This is a genomic window from Bacillus sp. UNC125MFCrub1.1, from assembly GCF_000701305.1.
GTDB lineage: Bacteria > Bacillota > Bacilli > Bacillales > Bacillaceae > Bacillus > Bacillus altitudinis.
The window spans coordinates 326501-342322 of record NZ_JNIG01000011.1 but is presented as its reverse complement, the minus strand read 5'-3'; the positions used below and the strand labels follow the sequence as shown (position 1 = coordinate 342322).

19 protein-coding genes and 1 other annotated feature are annotated in these 15822 nt (G+C 42.9%); of the genes, 17 read left to right on the top strand and 2 right to left on the bottom strand.

Features of this window, described 5'->3' with window-relative positions:
• Positions 1-10: 10 nt before the first annotated feature.
• The 14 genes from N521_RS09215 (at position 11) to pheA (ending at position 10466) form a co-directional block, all read left to right on the top strand.
• On the top strand, positions 11-1030 hold the full coding sequence (locus N521_RS09215; RefSeq protein ID WP_007501538.1) for a rod shape-determining protein: 1020 nt from the start codon (positions 11-13) through the stop codon (positions 1028-1030).
• 27 nt (positions 1031-1057) lie between these two features.
• Entirely contained in the window at positions 1058-1957 is a 900-nt protein-coding gene (gene mreC / locus N521_RS09210) for a rod shape-determining protein MreC (protein WP_007501536.1), read from the top strand.
• A complete protein-coding gene (gene mreD, locus N521_RS09205) occupies positions 1954-2472 on the top strand; it encodes a rod shape-determining protein MreD (RefSeq protein WP_035390984.1) in 519 nt (172 codons plus the stop codon). Before mreC ends, mreD begins: the two co-directional genes overlap by 4 nt.
• Before the next feature lie 54 nt (positions 2473-2526).
• Positions 2527-3210: a septum site-determining protein MinC gene (gene minC / locus N521_RS09200; RefSeq protein ID WP_035390981.1), complete on the top strand. Its 684-nt coding sequence runs from the start codon at positions 2527-2529 to the stop codon at positions 3208-3210.
• A gap of 2 nt (positions 3211-3212) precedes the next feature.
• The gene (gene minD / locus N521_RS09195; protein WP_017358134.1) at positions 3213-4016 is read left to right on the top strand and encodes a septum site-determining protein MinD; all 804 of its coding nucleotides are present in this window, start codon (positions 3213-3215) and stop codon (positions 4014-4016) included.
• Between the two features lie 109 nt (positions 4017-4125).
• Positions 4126-4917, top strand: coding sequence for a M23 family metallopeptidase (locus tag N521_RS09190; RefSeq protein WP_008342800.1), 792 nt, complete (start codon positions 4126-4128; stop codon positions 4915-4917).
• On the top strand, positions 4910-5779 hold the full coding sequence (locus tag N521_RS09185) for a M50 family metallopeptidase (RefSeq protein WP_024718398.1): 870 nt from the start codon (positions 4910-4912) through the stop codon (positions 5777-5779). Before N521_RS09190 ends, N521_RS09185 begins: the two co-directional genes overlap by 8 nt.
• A 66-nt stretch (positions 5780-5845) precedes the next feature.
• Positions 5846-5919 (top strand) — a sequence feature (ribosomal protein L21 leader region).
• Between the two features lie 12 nt (positions 5920-5931).
• Positions 5932-6240, top strand: a complete 309-nt coding sequence (rplU, locus tag N521_RS09180) for a 50S ribosomal protein L21 (RefSeq protein ID WP_003216781.1) — start codon at positions 5932-5934, stop codon at positions 6238-6240.
• A gap of 14 nt (positions 6241-6254) precedes the next feature.
• Positions 6255-6593, top strand: coding sequence for a ribosomal-processing cysteine protease Prp (locus N521_RS09175; RefSeq protein ID WP_035390978.1), 339 nt, complete (start codon positions 6255-6257; stop codon positions 6591-6593).
• 12 nt (positions 6594-6605) lie between these two features.
• A complete protein-coding gene (gene rpmA, locus N521_RS09170) occupies positions 6606-6890 on the top strand; it encodes a 50S ribosomal protein L27 (RefSeq protein ID WP_003216586.1) in 285 nt (94 codons plus the stop codon).
• Between the two features lie 278 nt (positions 6891-7168).
• Positions 7169-7762 (top strand): sporulation initiation phosphotransferase B, encoded by a 594-nt coding sequence (locus tag N521_RS09165; RefSeq protein ID WP_007501522.1) that lies wholly within the window; start codon positions 7169-7171, stop codon positions 7760-7762.
• 21 nt (positions 7763-7783) lie between these two features.
• On the top strand, positions 7784-9070 hold the full coding sequence (obgE, locus tag N521_RS09160) for a GTPase ObgE (protein ID WP_007501521.1): 1287 nt from the start codon (positions 7784-7786) through the stop codon (positions 9068-9070).
• 55 nt (positions 9071-9125) lie between these two features.
• On the top strand, positions 9126-9569 hold the full coding sequence (locus N521_RS09155; protein ID WP_008342790.1) for an ACT domain-containing protein: 444 nt from the start codon (positions 9126-9128) through the stop codon (positions 9567-9569).
• An 18-nt stretch (positions 9570-9587) separates the two neighbouring features.
• On the top strand, positions 9588-10466 hold the full coding sequence (gene pheA / locus N521_RS09150) for a prephenate dehydratase (RefSeq protein ID WP_007501516.1): 879 nt from the start codon (positions 9588-9590) through the stop codon (positions 10464-10466).
• Positions 10467-10490: 24 nt separating this feature from the next.
• Here the strand turns inward: pheA and N521_RS09145 are convergent, their stop codons facing one another.
• Together N521_RS09145 and N521_RS09140 are read right to left on the bottom strand one after the other, a co-directional pair.
• Positions 10491-11030 (bottom strand): transcription repressor NadR, encoded by a 540-nt coding sequence (locus tag N521_RS09145; protein ID WP_017367723.1) that lies wholly within the window; start codon positions 11028-11030, stop codon positions 10491-10493.
• A 2-nt stretch (positions 11031-11032) separates the two neighbouring features.
• Positions 11033-12181, bottom strand: a complete 1149-nt coding sequence (locus tag N521_RS09140; protein ID WP_035390976.1) for an IscS subfamily cysteine desulfurase — start codon at positions 12179-12181, stop codon at positions 11033-11035.
• A 92-nt stretch (positions 12182-12273) separates the two neighbouring features.
• On the opposite strand from N521_RS09140, the gene nadB reads away from it, so the two are divergent.
• Genes nadB through nadA form a run of 3 tightly spaced genes read left to right on the top strand, consistent with a single transcriptional unit; the run spans position 12274 to position 15786 of the window.
• Entirely contained in the window at positions 12274-13845 is a 1572-nt protein-coding gene (gene nadB, locus N521_RS09135; RefSeq protein ID WP_081832187.1) for an L-aspartate oxidase, read from the top strand.
• Positions 13827-14690 carry a carboxylating nicotinate-nucleotide diphosphorylase gene (nadC, locus tag N521_RS09130; protein ID WP_035390972.1) on the top strand — a complete coding sequence of 288 codons (864 nt, stop codon included), beginning with the start codon at positions 13827-13829 and terminating at the stop codon, positions 14688-14690. Before nadB ends, nadC begins: the two co-directional genes overlap by 19 nt.
• Positions 14677-15786 (top strand): quinolinate synthase NadA, encoded by a 1110-nt coding sequence (gene nadA, locus N521_RS09125; protein ID WP_035390971.1) that lies wholly within the window; start codon positions 14677-14679, stop codon positions 15784-15786. The genes nadC and nadA overlap by 14 nt, the downstream gene beginning before the upstream one ends.
• Positions 15787-15822: the final 36 nt, after the last annotated feature.

Genomic DNA, 15822 nt, shown 5'->3' with positions numbered 1-15822 from the left:
ATACATACATATGTTTGGAATTGGTACAAAAGACCTTGGAATAGATCTTGGAACAGCGAATACGCTTGTTTTTATTAAAGGAAAAGGCATTGTTGTGAGAGAACCTTCGGTCGTAGCTTTGGAAACTGATACGAAGTCTATAGTGGCGGTTGGAAATGACGCTAGAAACATGATCGGTCGTACACCTGGTAATGTTGTGGCACTGCGCCCAATGAAAGACGGAGTCATTGCAGACTACGAGACGACAGCAACAATGATGAAATATTACATTAATCAAGCATTAAAAGGTAAAGGGCTTTTTGCTCGTAAACCGTACGTGATGGTGTGTGTACCATCTGGTATTACAGCAGTAGAAGAGCGTGCAGTCATTGATGCAACAAGACAAGCTGGTGCTCGTGACGCATACCCTATTGAAGAGCCATTTGCTGCGGCAATCGGTGCTAACCTTCCTGTATGGGAGCCAACTGGAAGCATGGTTGTAGATATTGGCGGCGGTACAACAGAAGTAGCCATTATTTCACTTGGCGGTATTGTGACATCTCAATCGATCCGTGTTGCAGGAGACGAGATGGATGATGCGATTAGCAGCTACATTCGTAAAACGTATAATCTTATGATTGGTGATCGCACGTCAGAAGCGATTAAAATGGAAATCGGTTCTGCGCAGCCTGACGTACATGATGAGATGGACATTCGCGGTCGTGACCTTTTAACAGGTCTGCCAAAAACGATCTCTATTACGGCAGAAGAAATTGCAAAAGCGCTTCGCGATACGGTGGAAACAATTGTTGATGCGGTCAAAATGACACTTGAAAAAACACCACCTGAGCTGGCAGCAGATATTATGGACCGTGGAATCGTTTTAACAGGCGGTGGTGCATTGCTGCGTAATCTTGACAAAGTCATTAGTGATGAAACAAAAATGCCGGTCATTATTGCTGAAGATCCGCTTGACTGTGTAGCGATCGGAACAGGGAAAGCACTAGAACATATTCACTTGTTCAAAGGAAAATCTAAAGATAATCGATAATTGGGCGTAAATAAAGAGGTGTAAGACATGCCGCAGTTTTTTATGAATAAAAGATTAATGTTGCTCCTTGTCTGTGTCATCGTACTGGTGGCCATGATTGGTTTTTCAGTGAAAAGCGGCAGAGGTGCTTCATGGCCGGAAAAATTAGTGGGGGATACGACAGGCTTTTTTCAAGGTGTCTTTCATAAACCATCACAATTTATTGCCGGTATTTATGGAAACGTACAAGATTTAAAGAACACATATGATGAAAACGAGCGTCTTCGAAAAAAACTTGATGGACAAACCCAATATGAGGCGAAACTTCAAGAACTAGAAGATGAGAACAAAAAGCTTCGCAAGCAGCTCGGATATGTGAACTCTATTCGTGACTACACGCCCATTCTTTCAACAGTCATTGCGAGAAACCCGTCCCTTTGGGATAGTTTTGTCATGATTGATAAAGGGAAAAAACAAGGCGTTGAAAAAGATATGGCGGTCACCAATGAGAGTGGTGCGTTAATTGGGAAAATTGAAAGTGATAAGCTCAACAATTTTACGTCGACTGTAAGGTTGCTAAGCTCTACAGATCAAAATAATAGAATTTCAACGAAAATTTTTGCGAAAAAGGGCAAAGAAGAACTCAATGGAATTATTAACGGTTATGACAGCAAGAAAAAAATGCTGACAATGAACATTTTAAAATCCGATGCTGATGGGGATGTCAAAAAAGGAGATCTTGTTGAAACATCTGGAGCAGGGGGCGTATTCCCGCAGGGCTTGACGATTGGAAAGGTAAGCGAAATTGAGCCGGACCATTACGGACTGACAAAAATTATTTATGTAGAACCAGCTGCTGAACTCAATAATTTAGACCGTGTGATTGTTGTGAATCGCAGCACAAGTACGGCAGATGCATCTCAATTAACGAAGGAGGAAGGCTCGTGAAACGTGTCCTTCTTGCTTTCGTCATGTTGTTTATTTTCGTGTTTGACAGTATTTTTGTCGATTTAGTGAAGCTCCCATTTGTTTCAGACAATCAAATTTTAGCACCTCATTTCATCTTACTCGCACTTGTATTTATGACAGCTTTTGTGAATCAAAAATATGGTGTGATTTATGGATTTGTCTTTGGACTTTTATATGATATTTCGTATACAGGTATTCTTGGTGTTCATATGTTTGGCTTTGGTGCGCTGTGCTATTTGTTAGCAAAAGCCTTCAAAGTTCTCCAAACGAATATGTTAGTCGTTGTCTTTCTATCGATGATTGCTGTTGCAGTGATGGAGTTTTATGTGTACGGTGTTCAAGCGACGATTCAACCAGATATTATGCCTTTTAATACGTATGTCATCGAACGCTTTATTCCAACGATTCTTTTAAATACTGCTGCGTCTCTCATACTTGTTGTGCCGCTTAGGCTCTTTTTCATCAATGTGAAACAAGGACTGATCGACGAATAAAAGCAGGAGTTTGTCCAATTACGGCGAAATGAGTATGTTGTTGAGGTGAGCATCTTGAAAACTCAAAAACAGCAGTATGTGACAATAAAAGGTACAAAAAACGGATTAACATTACAGTTAAATGATGACTGTTCGTTTGAAGACCTTCTTTCTGGCTTGCGAGAGGTTCTTTTACTTGAGCAATATACAGACGGAAGAGAAGGACATAAAGTCAATGTGCATATTAAACTTGGTTTTCGATATTTAACAGAGGATCAAGAGGCGCGTTTAACTGAAACGGTGTCTGAAAATGAACATCTTGTCATTCACTCTATTGAAAGTGACGTCATGTCAACTGAAGAGGCGAGACGTTTAAAAGCAGAGGCTGAGATTACTTCTGTAGCAAAAATTGTACGCTCTGGACAGGTGCTTTATGTCGAAGGGGATCTTTTATTAATAGGAGATGTCAACCCTGGCGGAACCATTCGTGCAGGGGGGAATATTTTTGTGCTCGGTGCATTAAAAGGTGTAGCGCATGCTGGATGTAATGGAAACAAACAAGCTGTGATTGCGGCATCTCATATGATTCCAACCCAGCTTCGCATCGCACAGGTGTTTAACCGTGCACCGGATCAAAAAGAAGATGGAAATGAAATGGAATGTGCTTATTTAGATATAGATGGCAATATGATCATTGAACGCCTGCAGCAATTGGCTCATATAAGACCTAATCTGACAAGGCTTGAGGGAGGAATGTGAAATTGGGCGAGGCTATTGTGATTACCTCAGGAAAAGGCGGCGTTGGCAAAACAACAACATCTGCAAACTTAGGCACAGCACTAGCAATTCAAGGAAAAAAAGTGTGTCTAGTTGATACCGACATCGGCCTTCGGAATTTAGATGTCGTGATGGGACTTGAAAACCGCATTATTTATGATCTAGTCGATGTAGTAGAAGGAAGATGCAAGATTCACCAAGCGCTTGTGAAGGATAAGCGGTTTGAGGATCTTTTGTATCTTTTACCTGCTGCTCAAACAAGCGATAAAACGGCGGTAGAGCCGGAGCAGATCAAAGAATTAATTCAATCATTGAAACAAGACTTTGATTATGTTGTCATTGATTGCCCTGCTGGAATTGAGCAAGGCTTTAAAAATGCTGTATCAGGTGCTGACAAAGCGATTGTGGTCACGACACCTGAAATCTCAGCTGTGAGAGATGCAGACCGAATTATCGGCTTGCTGGAACAAGAGGATATTGAACCGCCTCGTTTGATTGTGAACCGCATTCGTACACACATGGCGAAAAATGGCGATTCGATGGATGTGGATGAAGTTGTCCATCATTTATCAATTGATCTTCTCGGCATTGTAGCCGATGATGATGATGTCATTAAGGCTTCAAACAATGGTGAACCGATTGTCATGGATGCTAAAAATAAAGTTTCCATTGCGTATCGCAATATTGCTCGCCGCGTACTAGGTGAATCTGTTCCTCTTCAATCCTTTGAAGAAGAAAACAAAGGGATGTTTGCAAAGCTGAAAGCATTTTTCGGTGTAAGAGCATAATGATTCACGTGAGATGAGACCGATTCGATGAGAATCGGTCTTTTTGTTGCATATCATATGAGGTCGCCACATAAAATGTACAAACTGTTTGTATGTAAAGGGTGATCTTATGAAAAGAGTGGACGAGTATCGAAAGAAAATAGCGCAGCGCCGCAAAATGAAGCAGCCAGCTGCTGCCCCTAAGAAGGCAGCTTTCAAGAAGAAAGATGATATTCCGCCATGGGTCATGTTAACAGAAGAAGAAAAGCATTCTGGCTCGGCTTCCTACGAGTCAACGTCTCACCAAACGAAAAAATTTCGCCATCCGTTATTTCATTCAAATACGTTTGTGCTTAAATGTTTACTTTCTGCCTCTCTAGTACTGATTGCCGCTATTTCATTTAAAGGACAGGCGGGGCCTTTTCAGCAGCTGAAGCCGATGATCAGTCAAACCTTTGAACAAGATTTTCAATTTGCCGCCGCCAACCGGTGGTTTGAGAAAACTGTCGGAAACCCACTTGCCTTTTTAACCGATAAAAAAGAAGGACAAAAGGACGTACAAGCCAATCAAGAGCTGGCTGTCCCTGCCTCTGGCAAAGTGCAGGAATCCTTTACGCAAAATGGTGCCGGAGTGAAAGTTGAAACATCTGCTGAAGCCATCGATAGTATGAAAGAAGGCTATGTCGTAGAAGTGAAAAAGAAAAGTGATACGGGGCTCACAGTCGTGGTGCAGCATGCAGATAACAGCTACAGCTGGTACGGCCAACTAAAAGAAGCTGATGTGGCTTTATACGATTTTGTCGATAAAGGGGAAAAAATTGGTCAAATTGCGCTCGATGAACAAGGCAAGGGGACATATTACTTTGCGATTAAGCAAAATGAACAGTTTATTGATCCCATTCAGGTGATGACCTTTGAATAGATGGCTGCTCATGCTGACAAAGGTCCATGTTCACCCGCTCCTTTGGATAGTCATGGCATTTGCCATGCTATCAGGTCAAATTAAGCCGCTGCTTTGTCTGCTCATTATCGTCTGTGTCCATGAGCTTGGACATGCAGCGGCTGCTTGTTATTATCACTGGCGGATTCGGCGGATTTTTTTACTGCCATTTGGCGGGGCGGTAGAAGTAGAAGAGCACGGGAACCGTCCGCTAAAAGAAGAGCTGGCGGTCATTTTATGCGGACCGCTTCAGCATGTCCCGCTCCAGCTCGTCGCCTGGCTTCTCATGGAAGCCTCACTTATCTCATATGACGTCTTTACGATGTTTACTTTTTATAATGTAGCGATTTTTCTAGTGAACCTTTTGCCCATTTGGCCACTTGATGGCGGGAAATTATTCTTTTTGCTCTTATCTGTTTTTTACCCTTTCCAACAGGCACATGCCCTTGCAATAAAAGGCTCTCTCATTTTTTTCGGTCTTTTGACAGCAGGGTTACTCTGTTTTGCTCCGCTGCAATTCAACGGCTGGATCCTGCTCACTTTTTTAGCCTACTCGCTTGTGATGGAGCACCGGCAGCGGCATTATATCAGGGTACGTTTTTTACTAGAACGTTATTACGGTAAAAAAGAGCAAAAGGTAGAGAAACTCATTCCGCTGAGAGCCAGTGCTGAGGAGAAAATATATGAAGTGATGGCGCGATTCCAAAGAGGCTGTAAGCATCCCATTATTATCGAACGGAATGGTGTGAAAATGAGCCAGCTCGATGAAAATGAATTACTCCATGCTTATTTTTCAGATCGAAGAACCACCTCTTCCATGGAAGATCTTCTTTTACCGTACTAATGGTGAAAATACATTGACATTCAGCGTCTAATTTGATATATTTTTTAATGTTATGGATATGTAGCACCCGTGCTACAACCGCGCGGAGCAGGTGTAAAGTGCCTATTGGCCCCCTGTATTCGGCGAGTCTGAGTTTATTAGGAGGTGCAGAGATGTACGCAATTATCGAAACTGGTGGTAAACAAGTAAAAGTTGAAGAAGGTCAAACTGTTTATGTTGAAAAACTAGCTGCTGAAGCAGGTGAAACAGTTACTTTCGAAAACGTATTGTTTGTCGGCGGAGACACTGTCAAAGTGGGTAACCCTTCAGTTGCTGGAGCAACAGTAACGGCTAAAGTTGAAAAACAAGGTCGCGGTAAGAAAATTACTGTGTTCAAGTACAAACCGAAGAAAAACAACCACAAAAAACAAGGTCATCGTCAACCTTACACTAAAGTTGTTATCGAAAAAATCAACGCTTAAGGCGTGTGAGTGATATGATCAAAGCAACCATTACTCGGTCGCCAGCAGATGAAAGCATTACGTCTTTTCAGATGACTGGACATGCCGAGTTTGCTGAAAAAGGTCAGGATCTCGTTTGTGCAGGTGTATCTGCTGTTGTTTTCGGGTCAGTCAATTCAATTATTGCACTGACAGGAATGGATCCACTGCTTGATATTGGAGATGAAGGCGGGTATTTCTCTTTTGAACTGCCAGCTGAAACAGATCCAGTCACCTTTGAAAAAGCCCAGTTGCTTTTAGAAGGCATGGTCGTTTCCTTAGAAACAATTGAACGAGATTATCACGATTATGTGAGAATATCTACAAAAAAATAGGAGGTGAACTTCATGCTTAGATTAGATCTTCAATTTTTCGCATCTAAAAAAGGGGTAGGTTCTACAAAGAACGGACGTGACTCTGAGTCTAAACGTTTAGGCGCTAAACGTGCTGATGGTCAATTCGTAACTGGTGGTTCTATCCTTTATCGTCAACGTGGAACGAAAATCTATCCAGGTGAAAACGTTGGACGCGGAGGCGACGACACTCTTTTCGCTAAAATCGACGGAACAGTTAAATTCGAACGTTTCGGTCGTGACCGTAAAAAAGTGAGCGTATATCCTGCGGCACAATAATTGCTAAAAACTCCGGTCATTGACTGGAGTTTTTTTCACTATTCAGGGAGCTTTTGCGCTTTTTACAAGTAGTACCGAAGATGATAAAAGAAGATGCACTCCATAGAATATCAAAGAATGTTTGCTGACTTTGCCTCATTTTCTCCTATACGATCAGAAAAAACAACCTTTCCTCACATAACTAGTGTTTTTCTAAGCTGTCTTCTCTGTTATAATTCAGGGAGACATATTGATGATAAGACTCCTAAAAGAGAGACCAAACGATTGGGAGTGCGATAATGGAAGAGATACCAAGTAAACAAAACGAAAAATTAACTCACGTTGCATTAACGAATGAATTGATCCATCTGCTTAGTCGTTCAAGACACGACTGGATGAATAAATTGCAGTTAATCAAAGGCAACTTGACATTAGAAAAATATGACCGAGTGTTCGAAATAATAGAAGAAATGGTCATTGAAGCACAGCATGAATCCAAACTCTCAAATTTAAAAATTCCCCAATTGGCCTATTACTTTCTAACCTTTAATTGGGAGTCGCATTTTATCACCCTAGAATATGAAGTGCTTGGTGAAACCCGAGACTTATCAGCATATGAATCGCAGCTGCTAACGGTATCACGGGAGTTGTTTTCGATATTCGATCAATCAGTTTGCCAAAAAACTGAAAATCATTTAACGGTCACCTTCCAAACGGATCATGAAGAGAATGATGTGATCTTATATTTTGATTTCAAAGGAAAATTAACAAGTTTGGATGCGTTAAATGCGTTTCATGACGCAAACTATCCATGTATGAGTATAACGCAATTTCATGTGACGAATCATGAGTCCATGATTGAGCTTTGTTTGAGGCAAGAACGAGATATGTGATGCAGAGAAACGGAGGAAGTTATGTTTGTAGATCAGGTTAAAGTGTATGTTAAAGGCGGTGACGGCGGAAACGGTATGGTGGCGTTCCGTCGTGAAAAATATGTGCCAAAAGGCGGGCCAGCAGGCGGCGACGGCGGAAATGGTGCAGATGTAGTATTTGAAGTAGACGAAGGACTCAGAACGTTAATGGACTTTCGTTATAAGCGTCATTTCAAGGCGGACCGCGGTGAGCATGGAATGAGTAAAAACCAGCATGGCCGAAATGCGGAAGAAATGATTGTTAAAGTTCCGCCGGGTACAGTTGTGACAGATGCTGAGACGGAACAAGTACTAGCTGACTTGACAGAGCATGGACAGCGGGCTGTGATTGCCAAAGGTGGACGTGGCGGACGTGGAAATTCACGCTTCGCAACACCAGCAAACCCTGCACCACAGCTGTCTGAAAACGGTGAGCCAGGTAAAGAACGTGACGTCATCTTAGAATTAAAAGTACTTGCAGATGTTGGACTTGTTGGTTTCCCAAGTGTCGGGAAGTCAACGCTGCTTTCGATTGTCTCTTCTGCGAAACCAAAAATTGCGGATTATCATTTTACAACGCTTGTGCCAAACCTCGGAGTTGTTGAAACAGACGATAACCGAAGCTTTGTCATGGCGGATCTGCCAGGACTGATCGAAGGAGCGCACGAAGGTGTTGGCTTAGGTCATCAATTTTTACGCCACATTGAACGTACACGTGTCATTGTCCATGTCATTGATATGTCTGGACTTGAAGGGCGTGACCCATACGAAGATTACGTGACGATTAACGAAGAGCTTGAGCAATACAATATGAGATTGACAGAGCGTCCGCAAATCATTGTAGCGAACAAAATGGACATGCCGGATGCAGCTGACAATCTAGCGGCATTTAAAGAAAAATTAACAGATGACTATAAAGTGTTCCCAATTAGTGCGATCACAAGAGAAGGGCTTCGTGAGCTCTTATTTGAAATCGCCAATCAGCTTGAAACAACACCGGAATTCCCGCTCTACAATGAAGAAGAGCTCTCTGATAACCGTGTGATGTACAAGTTTGATGAAGGAGAAGCAGCATTTGAGATCTCAAGAGATCCTGATGGTACGTTTGTCTTAACTGGTAAAGCACTTGAGCGACTGTTTAAGATGACAGATTTCTCAAGAGACGAGTCAGTGAAACGATTCTCTAGACAGCTGCGCGGAATGGGCGTTGATGATGCCCTGCGTGAACGTGGTGCAAAAGATGGAGACATCATTCGTCTGCTTGAATTTGAATTTGAATTTATCGATTGATCAAAAGGAGGGTCCAGTTCATGGGCTCTCCCGTTTTTAAAAGGGGAGAAAACAGGTGAAAGAAGAAACGTTCTATTTAGTAAGAGAGGATGTACTTCCGGATGCGATGCGAAAAACGCTTGAAGTCAAAAAGCTTCTCGATCGCAAAAAAGCGGATTCAGTTGCCGATGCTGTTCAAAAAGCGGATTTAAGCCGCAGTGCTTTTTATAAATATCGAGATGCTGTTTTTCCATTTTATACGATGGTCAAAGAGCAGATCATCACATTGTTTTTCCACCTGGAGGATCGGTCTGGGGCTCTGTCTAGGCTGCTGCAAATTGTGGCTGACTCTGGCTGTAATGTGTTATCCATTCACCAAACGATTCCGTTGCAAGGAAGAGCGAATGTTACCCTGTCGATCAGTACGGCCGGCATGGCAGATGATATCAATACAGTCATGAATCAATTAAGAAAACTTGAATTTGTCGAAAAAGTTGAAATTCTAGGTTCTGGGGCATAAAAGGAGAGATCATAGCAGATGAAGCAATTAACGGTAGGTTACTTTGGACCAGAGGCCACATTTACTCATTTGGCTGTCTGTTCTTGTTTTCCAAAAGATGCAGAGCAGCGGGCTTATGCAACCATTCCGCAATGTATGGATGCCGTGTCAAAGGGAGAAGTAGATTTGGCGGTCGTTCCACTTGAAAATGCACTCGAAGGATCTGTGAACTTAACAATTGATTATTTAATTCATGAGGACGCTTTGTCCATTGTGGGCGAAATGACAGCACCGATTCGCCAGCACCTGCTTGTCCATCCATCGAGAGCGGAGAGCTGGGAGACATTAGATGTGATTCAGTCACATCCGCACGCCATTGCGCAGTGTCATCAATTTTTGAAGAGGCAGTTCCCTGATATTCCGCATCGGCCAGTGGAATCAACAGGCTATGCAGCGAAATACATCAGTGAGCATCCAGATGAAGCTGTTGGTGCGATTGCGAATGAAATCGCCGCAAAAACGTACGGATTGACGATTGCGAAAAAAGACATTCATGATTATCCGCACAATCATACACGCTTTGTTATTTTACATAAAGAGGCGAAGGCATCGTTCCCAATGAATTCTGGTTTTTCTTCAAAGCCAAAAACGACCATTGTTGTCAGCCTGCCAAAGGATGATCAGTCAGGTGCATTGCACCGCGTGTTATCAGCTTTTTCATGGCGGAATCTCAATTTGTCCAAAATTGAATCGCGTCCGACAAAAACAGGCCTTGGACACTATTTATTTATCATTGATATCGAAAAAGAGATGGATGATGTACTTGTCCCTGGCGCCATTCAAGAATTAGAAGCGATTGGCTGTGAAGTGAAACTACTCGGCAGCTATCAAACATATGAATTAACGAATGAAAAATAGTGTCCTCTTGGGGACACTATTTTTTTAGTCTTTAATGAGAAATCCAGCGTCATCAAGCGCTTGAATGGCTTGGTCAAGCTGCTTTTGGCTGTAGGAAGTAAGGGTATGTAAGTGTACGCCGTCTGTCAGCTCTGATAAGTAGGAGGCGCCCGTATTAGAAATATGATGAACGAAGTCAGCCACTTGTTTGCGCGTACTCACTCGAATAGAGGCCGTCAGCTCCCCGTAGACAGGGTGCTCAATGATCACGTCTTTCACCGTTACACCATAGTCTACAATCAGTGTCAGCTCCTCTTCTGTACGATGAGGATCGTGCTTGCAAGCGATAATCTGTTCAATTTCAGTTTCCGGTGTATGCTGCGCCATATACACATAGCCTTGGCTTGTGGCAATAATGGGTTCGTTTTTTGCTTTGAGTAATGAAATATCTTGTACAATGACTTGTCGTGAGACAGCGGCTTTTTTAGCTAAAAAACTTCCGGTGAGTGGTGTATCTGTCTCTTTCAGCCACTTTAAAATGGCGTTTCTTCTTTCTTCGCCAATGAGTTTTCTCTCTTGTTCCACGTTTATGCTCCTTTCTTCTCCTTTTGCAAGCTTTCAAATGTATGCAAAAGCAGATCGATGTCATCCTTTGATGATCCTCGTCCAAATGATAGTCGAATGAATTGAAGGGCATCACGATCTGATACATGTAATGCCTTTACAGCAGGGGAAGGATGATGATAACCAGAAGAGCACGCACTTCCAGTAGATATACAAATTCCATGCCGGTTACAAGCTAACATTACATATTGTCCTTCAAACCCTTCAAAAAAACAACCAATAATATGAGGCAGCGTGCGGCGCTGGTCACTTTCTTGCAGCATGCGGACAGGCAGCTTCCGTTTTTTTAGCTGCTGAAGAAAATAATCACGAAGCTGAATATCTAGCTGTTGCTGTTGATCTATTTTCAGCATGATTTGCTCGCTCGCAGCTACAAAAGCACCGATGCATGGCACGTTCACTGTCCCTGGGCGTAGACCATTTTCCTGAACAGTATGTTGATATATAGGCTTCCAAGGGACATGTGCTCCCATATAGACAGCACCGGCGCCCTTAGGTGCATACACTTTATGACTCGAAATGGAGAGGGCATCAACTCCAAGTTCTTTAATCGACACATGCATTTTTCCGAATGTCTGCACTGCATCTGTATGAAAAAGAATATCTCTTTCTTTTAAGAGCGTTGCTAATTCAGCTAATGGCTGAATAATCCCAGTTTCTGAGTTGGCATGCTGGATGGATACTAGTCCGGTTTCAGGCAATAGAGCCTGTTTGAGAATCTCCTTTGTGATAATTCCTTCTTGATTCGGTTCTATGACCGTCACCTTCACACCGAGACGCTGAAAGGCATTGACCGCATGATGAACGGAAGGGTGCTCTACTGATGTGGTAATGACATGCTGTTTATGTGGAGGCAGCCCATTTATGATCGATTGAATCGCAAGGATATTGGATTCAGTTCCGCCACTTGTAAAGTAAATACTATCAGGTTCGCCCCCTAGAATCGCTGCAAGTGATTGTCTGCTGTAAGCCAAGATTTCATTTGCTCTTCCTCCTGCATCATGCAGGCTGCTCGCATTTCCGTAACATTCTTTGCTCAACTGCTGAAATACATGCAGTGATTCCTCAGAAACAGGTGTAGAAGCTGCATAATCTAAATAAATCAAATCCATCCATCTCCTGTGTGAAAATTTTTTCTTGTATTTATTGTAGTGTTGTGTAATGATATGTGTCAAGACAGGTGTAAATGACAGGAGGGGCGATTGTGTCATCTATCAAAAAAGTCATTGTGGTGGGGTCGGGCATTGCGGCTCTTTCATTTGTGAATACGATCTCAGAGAACTGCCAAGTCATCATGATGACAAAAAAACAATTTTCCTCTAGTAATTCCATGCTCGCACAAGGGGGAATCGCTGCAGCCTTTTCCGCACATGATTCTGTCGATCAGCATGTGCAAGACACTTTAGCTGCGGGGTGTGGTCACAATGATGACAAAACTGTACAGGAGATCGTCCATCATGGAAAAGATCTTGTAAAGAAGCTCGTAGAAGAGGGCTGCCCATTTGATCGAGATGAAACGGGAATTCCGCAGTTAGGTAAAGAGGGAGCCCATACGACCCATCGTATTCTGCATGCAGGAGGAGATCAAACGGGAAAAACCCTCGTGCAGTTTTTGAAAGGGAAGCTCGGCTCACACATTCATGTATACGAAAATCATCATGTCATGGATCTATTAGTTCATGAAGGGGTATGTACCGGTGTTGTGTGGAAAGACGAAAAAGGTCATGTACATACAATGACCGCAGATGCAGTTGTATTATCCACTGGCGGCTGTGGTTCCTTATATGAAACAAACACAAATGATCCGTCTGTGACAGGAGACGGTCTGATGATGGCCTATCGCGCAGGGGCACAGCTAGTAGATCTCGAATTTGTGCAATTCCATCCGACCCTTTTGACCACTTCAGGTAAAGCGATCGGTCTCGTATCAGAGGCAGTCAGGGGAGAGGGCGCCTATTTAGAAGATGAATCAGGCAGGCGGATCATGAAAGGAATGCACTCGCAGAGCGATTTAGCGCCTAGAGATGTGGTGGCAAGGACCATTTTCCATGAGCAGCAACTCGGTCATTCCATTTATCTGAACATCCGTGATATTCCGTATTTTTCTGCACGTTTTCCTGCGATTGCTTCGATGTGTCAGCGTGCGGGAGTTGATATGGCAAGCGGAAGGCTGCCAGTTTCACCCGGTATGCACTTTTTAATGGGTGGAATTAAGGTGAATGAACATGGAGAAACAACAGTTCCATCACTTTTTGCCATTGGTGAAGCAGCTTGTACAGGTTTACACGGCGCCAATCGATTGGCAAGTAATTCGCTCTTAGAAGGTCTCGTTTTAGGAAACAACGCAGCACGGTATATTGAGCGGTTGCAAGCCCGGCAAGATAAAAAACTTGCTCTTTCCATTCAAGAAGTATGGTCTGTCCCAACGGTTTCACAGGCTCAGCTCAGAAAATGGATGACAACATATGCCGCAATTGTGAGAGATGAAAAAGGCTTACAGACTTTGCTCGATCATTTAGAACAAGTCTCTTTTCAGCAAATCAATGTGAAGAATATCACAAATGAACAGATCGAAATAACGAATCAATGGGCTTTAGCCATATGCCTTGTCAAATCCGCATTACTCCGAACAGAAAGCAGGGGCGGTCATTATCGCACCGATTATCCAAATCGGCACGATGCTTCGTGGCGAGCAAAACAGATTGTACATGAACAGGGCCATATTTATACCGTAAAAAATGAAAGGATTGGTGCCAAATGGAACGTTTACAGTTAAAGCAAATGCTCACTCATTTTTTAAAAGAAGATATTGGGTTTGGAGATGTATCCGCTGATGCCATCTTTGGAGACAAGAAAGGAACAGCTTACATCATGGCGAAACAATCAGGCGTATTGGCCGGGACACAAGTCATTGATATGGGATACAAACTGCTGAATGAACAAGTTCAAACTGAGCTGTTTTTCCAGGAAGGTGATTGGATTCATGAAGGGGCTGTACTGGCACAAATAACTGGTCCCGTCAACGACTTGCTGAAAGGGGAGCGGGTGGTGTTGAATATCCTGCAAAGAATGACAGGGATTGCTACACTAACGCATGAAGCAGTAGAGCGATTAGCTGATCCGTCTATTACGATTTGTGATACGAGAAAGACGACACCCGGTTTGCGCATGCTGGAGAAGTACGCAGTAAAAGTTGGAGGCGGAAAGAATCATCGTTTCGGCTTATCCGATGGTGTGATGATTAAAGATAATCATATTGCGGCTTGTGGTTCTATCAGGGAAGCTGTGGAGAAAGCAAGAGCATACGCCGGTCATATGGTGAAAATTGAGGTGGAAATTGAATCAGAAGCACAGCTGATGGAAGCCATTGATGCCAAAGCAGATGTCATCATGTTTGACAACTGCTCTCCAGACGAAGTGAAGCGCTTTAAAAAAATGACCCCTGAAACCATATTGACTGAGGCATCAGGCGGCATCACGTTAGAGAATGTGGCTAACTACCGGGGGACAGGTGTAGACCTTATTTCACTTGGATTCCTCACACATTCTGCTCCATCATTCGATTTTAGTATGAATATGGAATTCAGCCATAAAGGGGGAACGACTCATGTCCATGCTTGATGTGTTAGCAGCACAGCATACAGCCATGATGCCAGATGAATATAAACAGCGCACTTATGATGAAATGAAAGAGAAAGTATTAGAGATTAAACGCGCCTTTGGATCAAAGCTTTTTATACCGGGTCATCATTATCAAAAAGATGAAGTCATCCAATTTGCTGATGTGACAGGTGATTCATTGCAGCTTGCACAAATTGCTGCTGACAATCACGAAGCAGAATACATTGTATTTTGCGGGGTTCATTTTATGGCAGAAACGGCCGATATGTTATCAAAAAAGAATCAGCACGTCTTTTTGCCAGATATGAGAGCAGGTTGTTCAATGGCAGATATGGCGAATATGAAACAAACAGACAGGGCGTGGGATCAGCTCACTGAGCTGTTTGGAGATACGATCCTTCCGCTGACTTATGTAAACTCAACGGCTGATATTAAAGCATTTGTCGGCAAGCATGGCGGATCGACTGTCACATCTTCAAACGCTAAAAAAGTATTGGAGTGGGCGCTGACCCAAAAAGAGCGGATTCTTTTTCTACCTGATCAGCATTTAGGGCGTAACACGGCCTATGATTTAGGAATTCCGCTAGAGGAAATGGCTGTCTGGGATCAAATAGAAGAAAAGCTCATCACCGACCAACCGCTTCATCGAATCAAAATGATTTTATGGAAAGGTCATTGCTCTGTTCATGAGAAATTTACCATTGAGAATATTGAACAAACGAGAAAACGTGACCGTGACATACAGATTCTTGTTCATCCAGAGTGTACGCATGAAGTCGTAAAGGCATCTGATCTAGCTGGTTCAACGAAATTTATTATTGATACGATCAAGCAGGCACCAGCAGGAAGCAAGTGGGCCATTGGAACAGAAATGAATTTAGTGAACCGCATCATTGACCAGCACCCTGACAAACAAATTGAATCCCTCAATCCAGATATGTGTCCATGTTTGACAATGAACCGTATTGATCTGCCTCATCTACTATGGTCACTTGAAAGCATTGAAAAAGGGGAGCCAGTCGGTTTGATTCAAGTGAATGAAGAGACGACAAAAGAGGCATTGCTCGCTTTAAATAAGATGCTGACCATTAAATAATGAAGTGTCCCCTCCTATCAGAAAACAAGTTTTTAT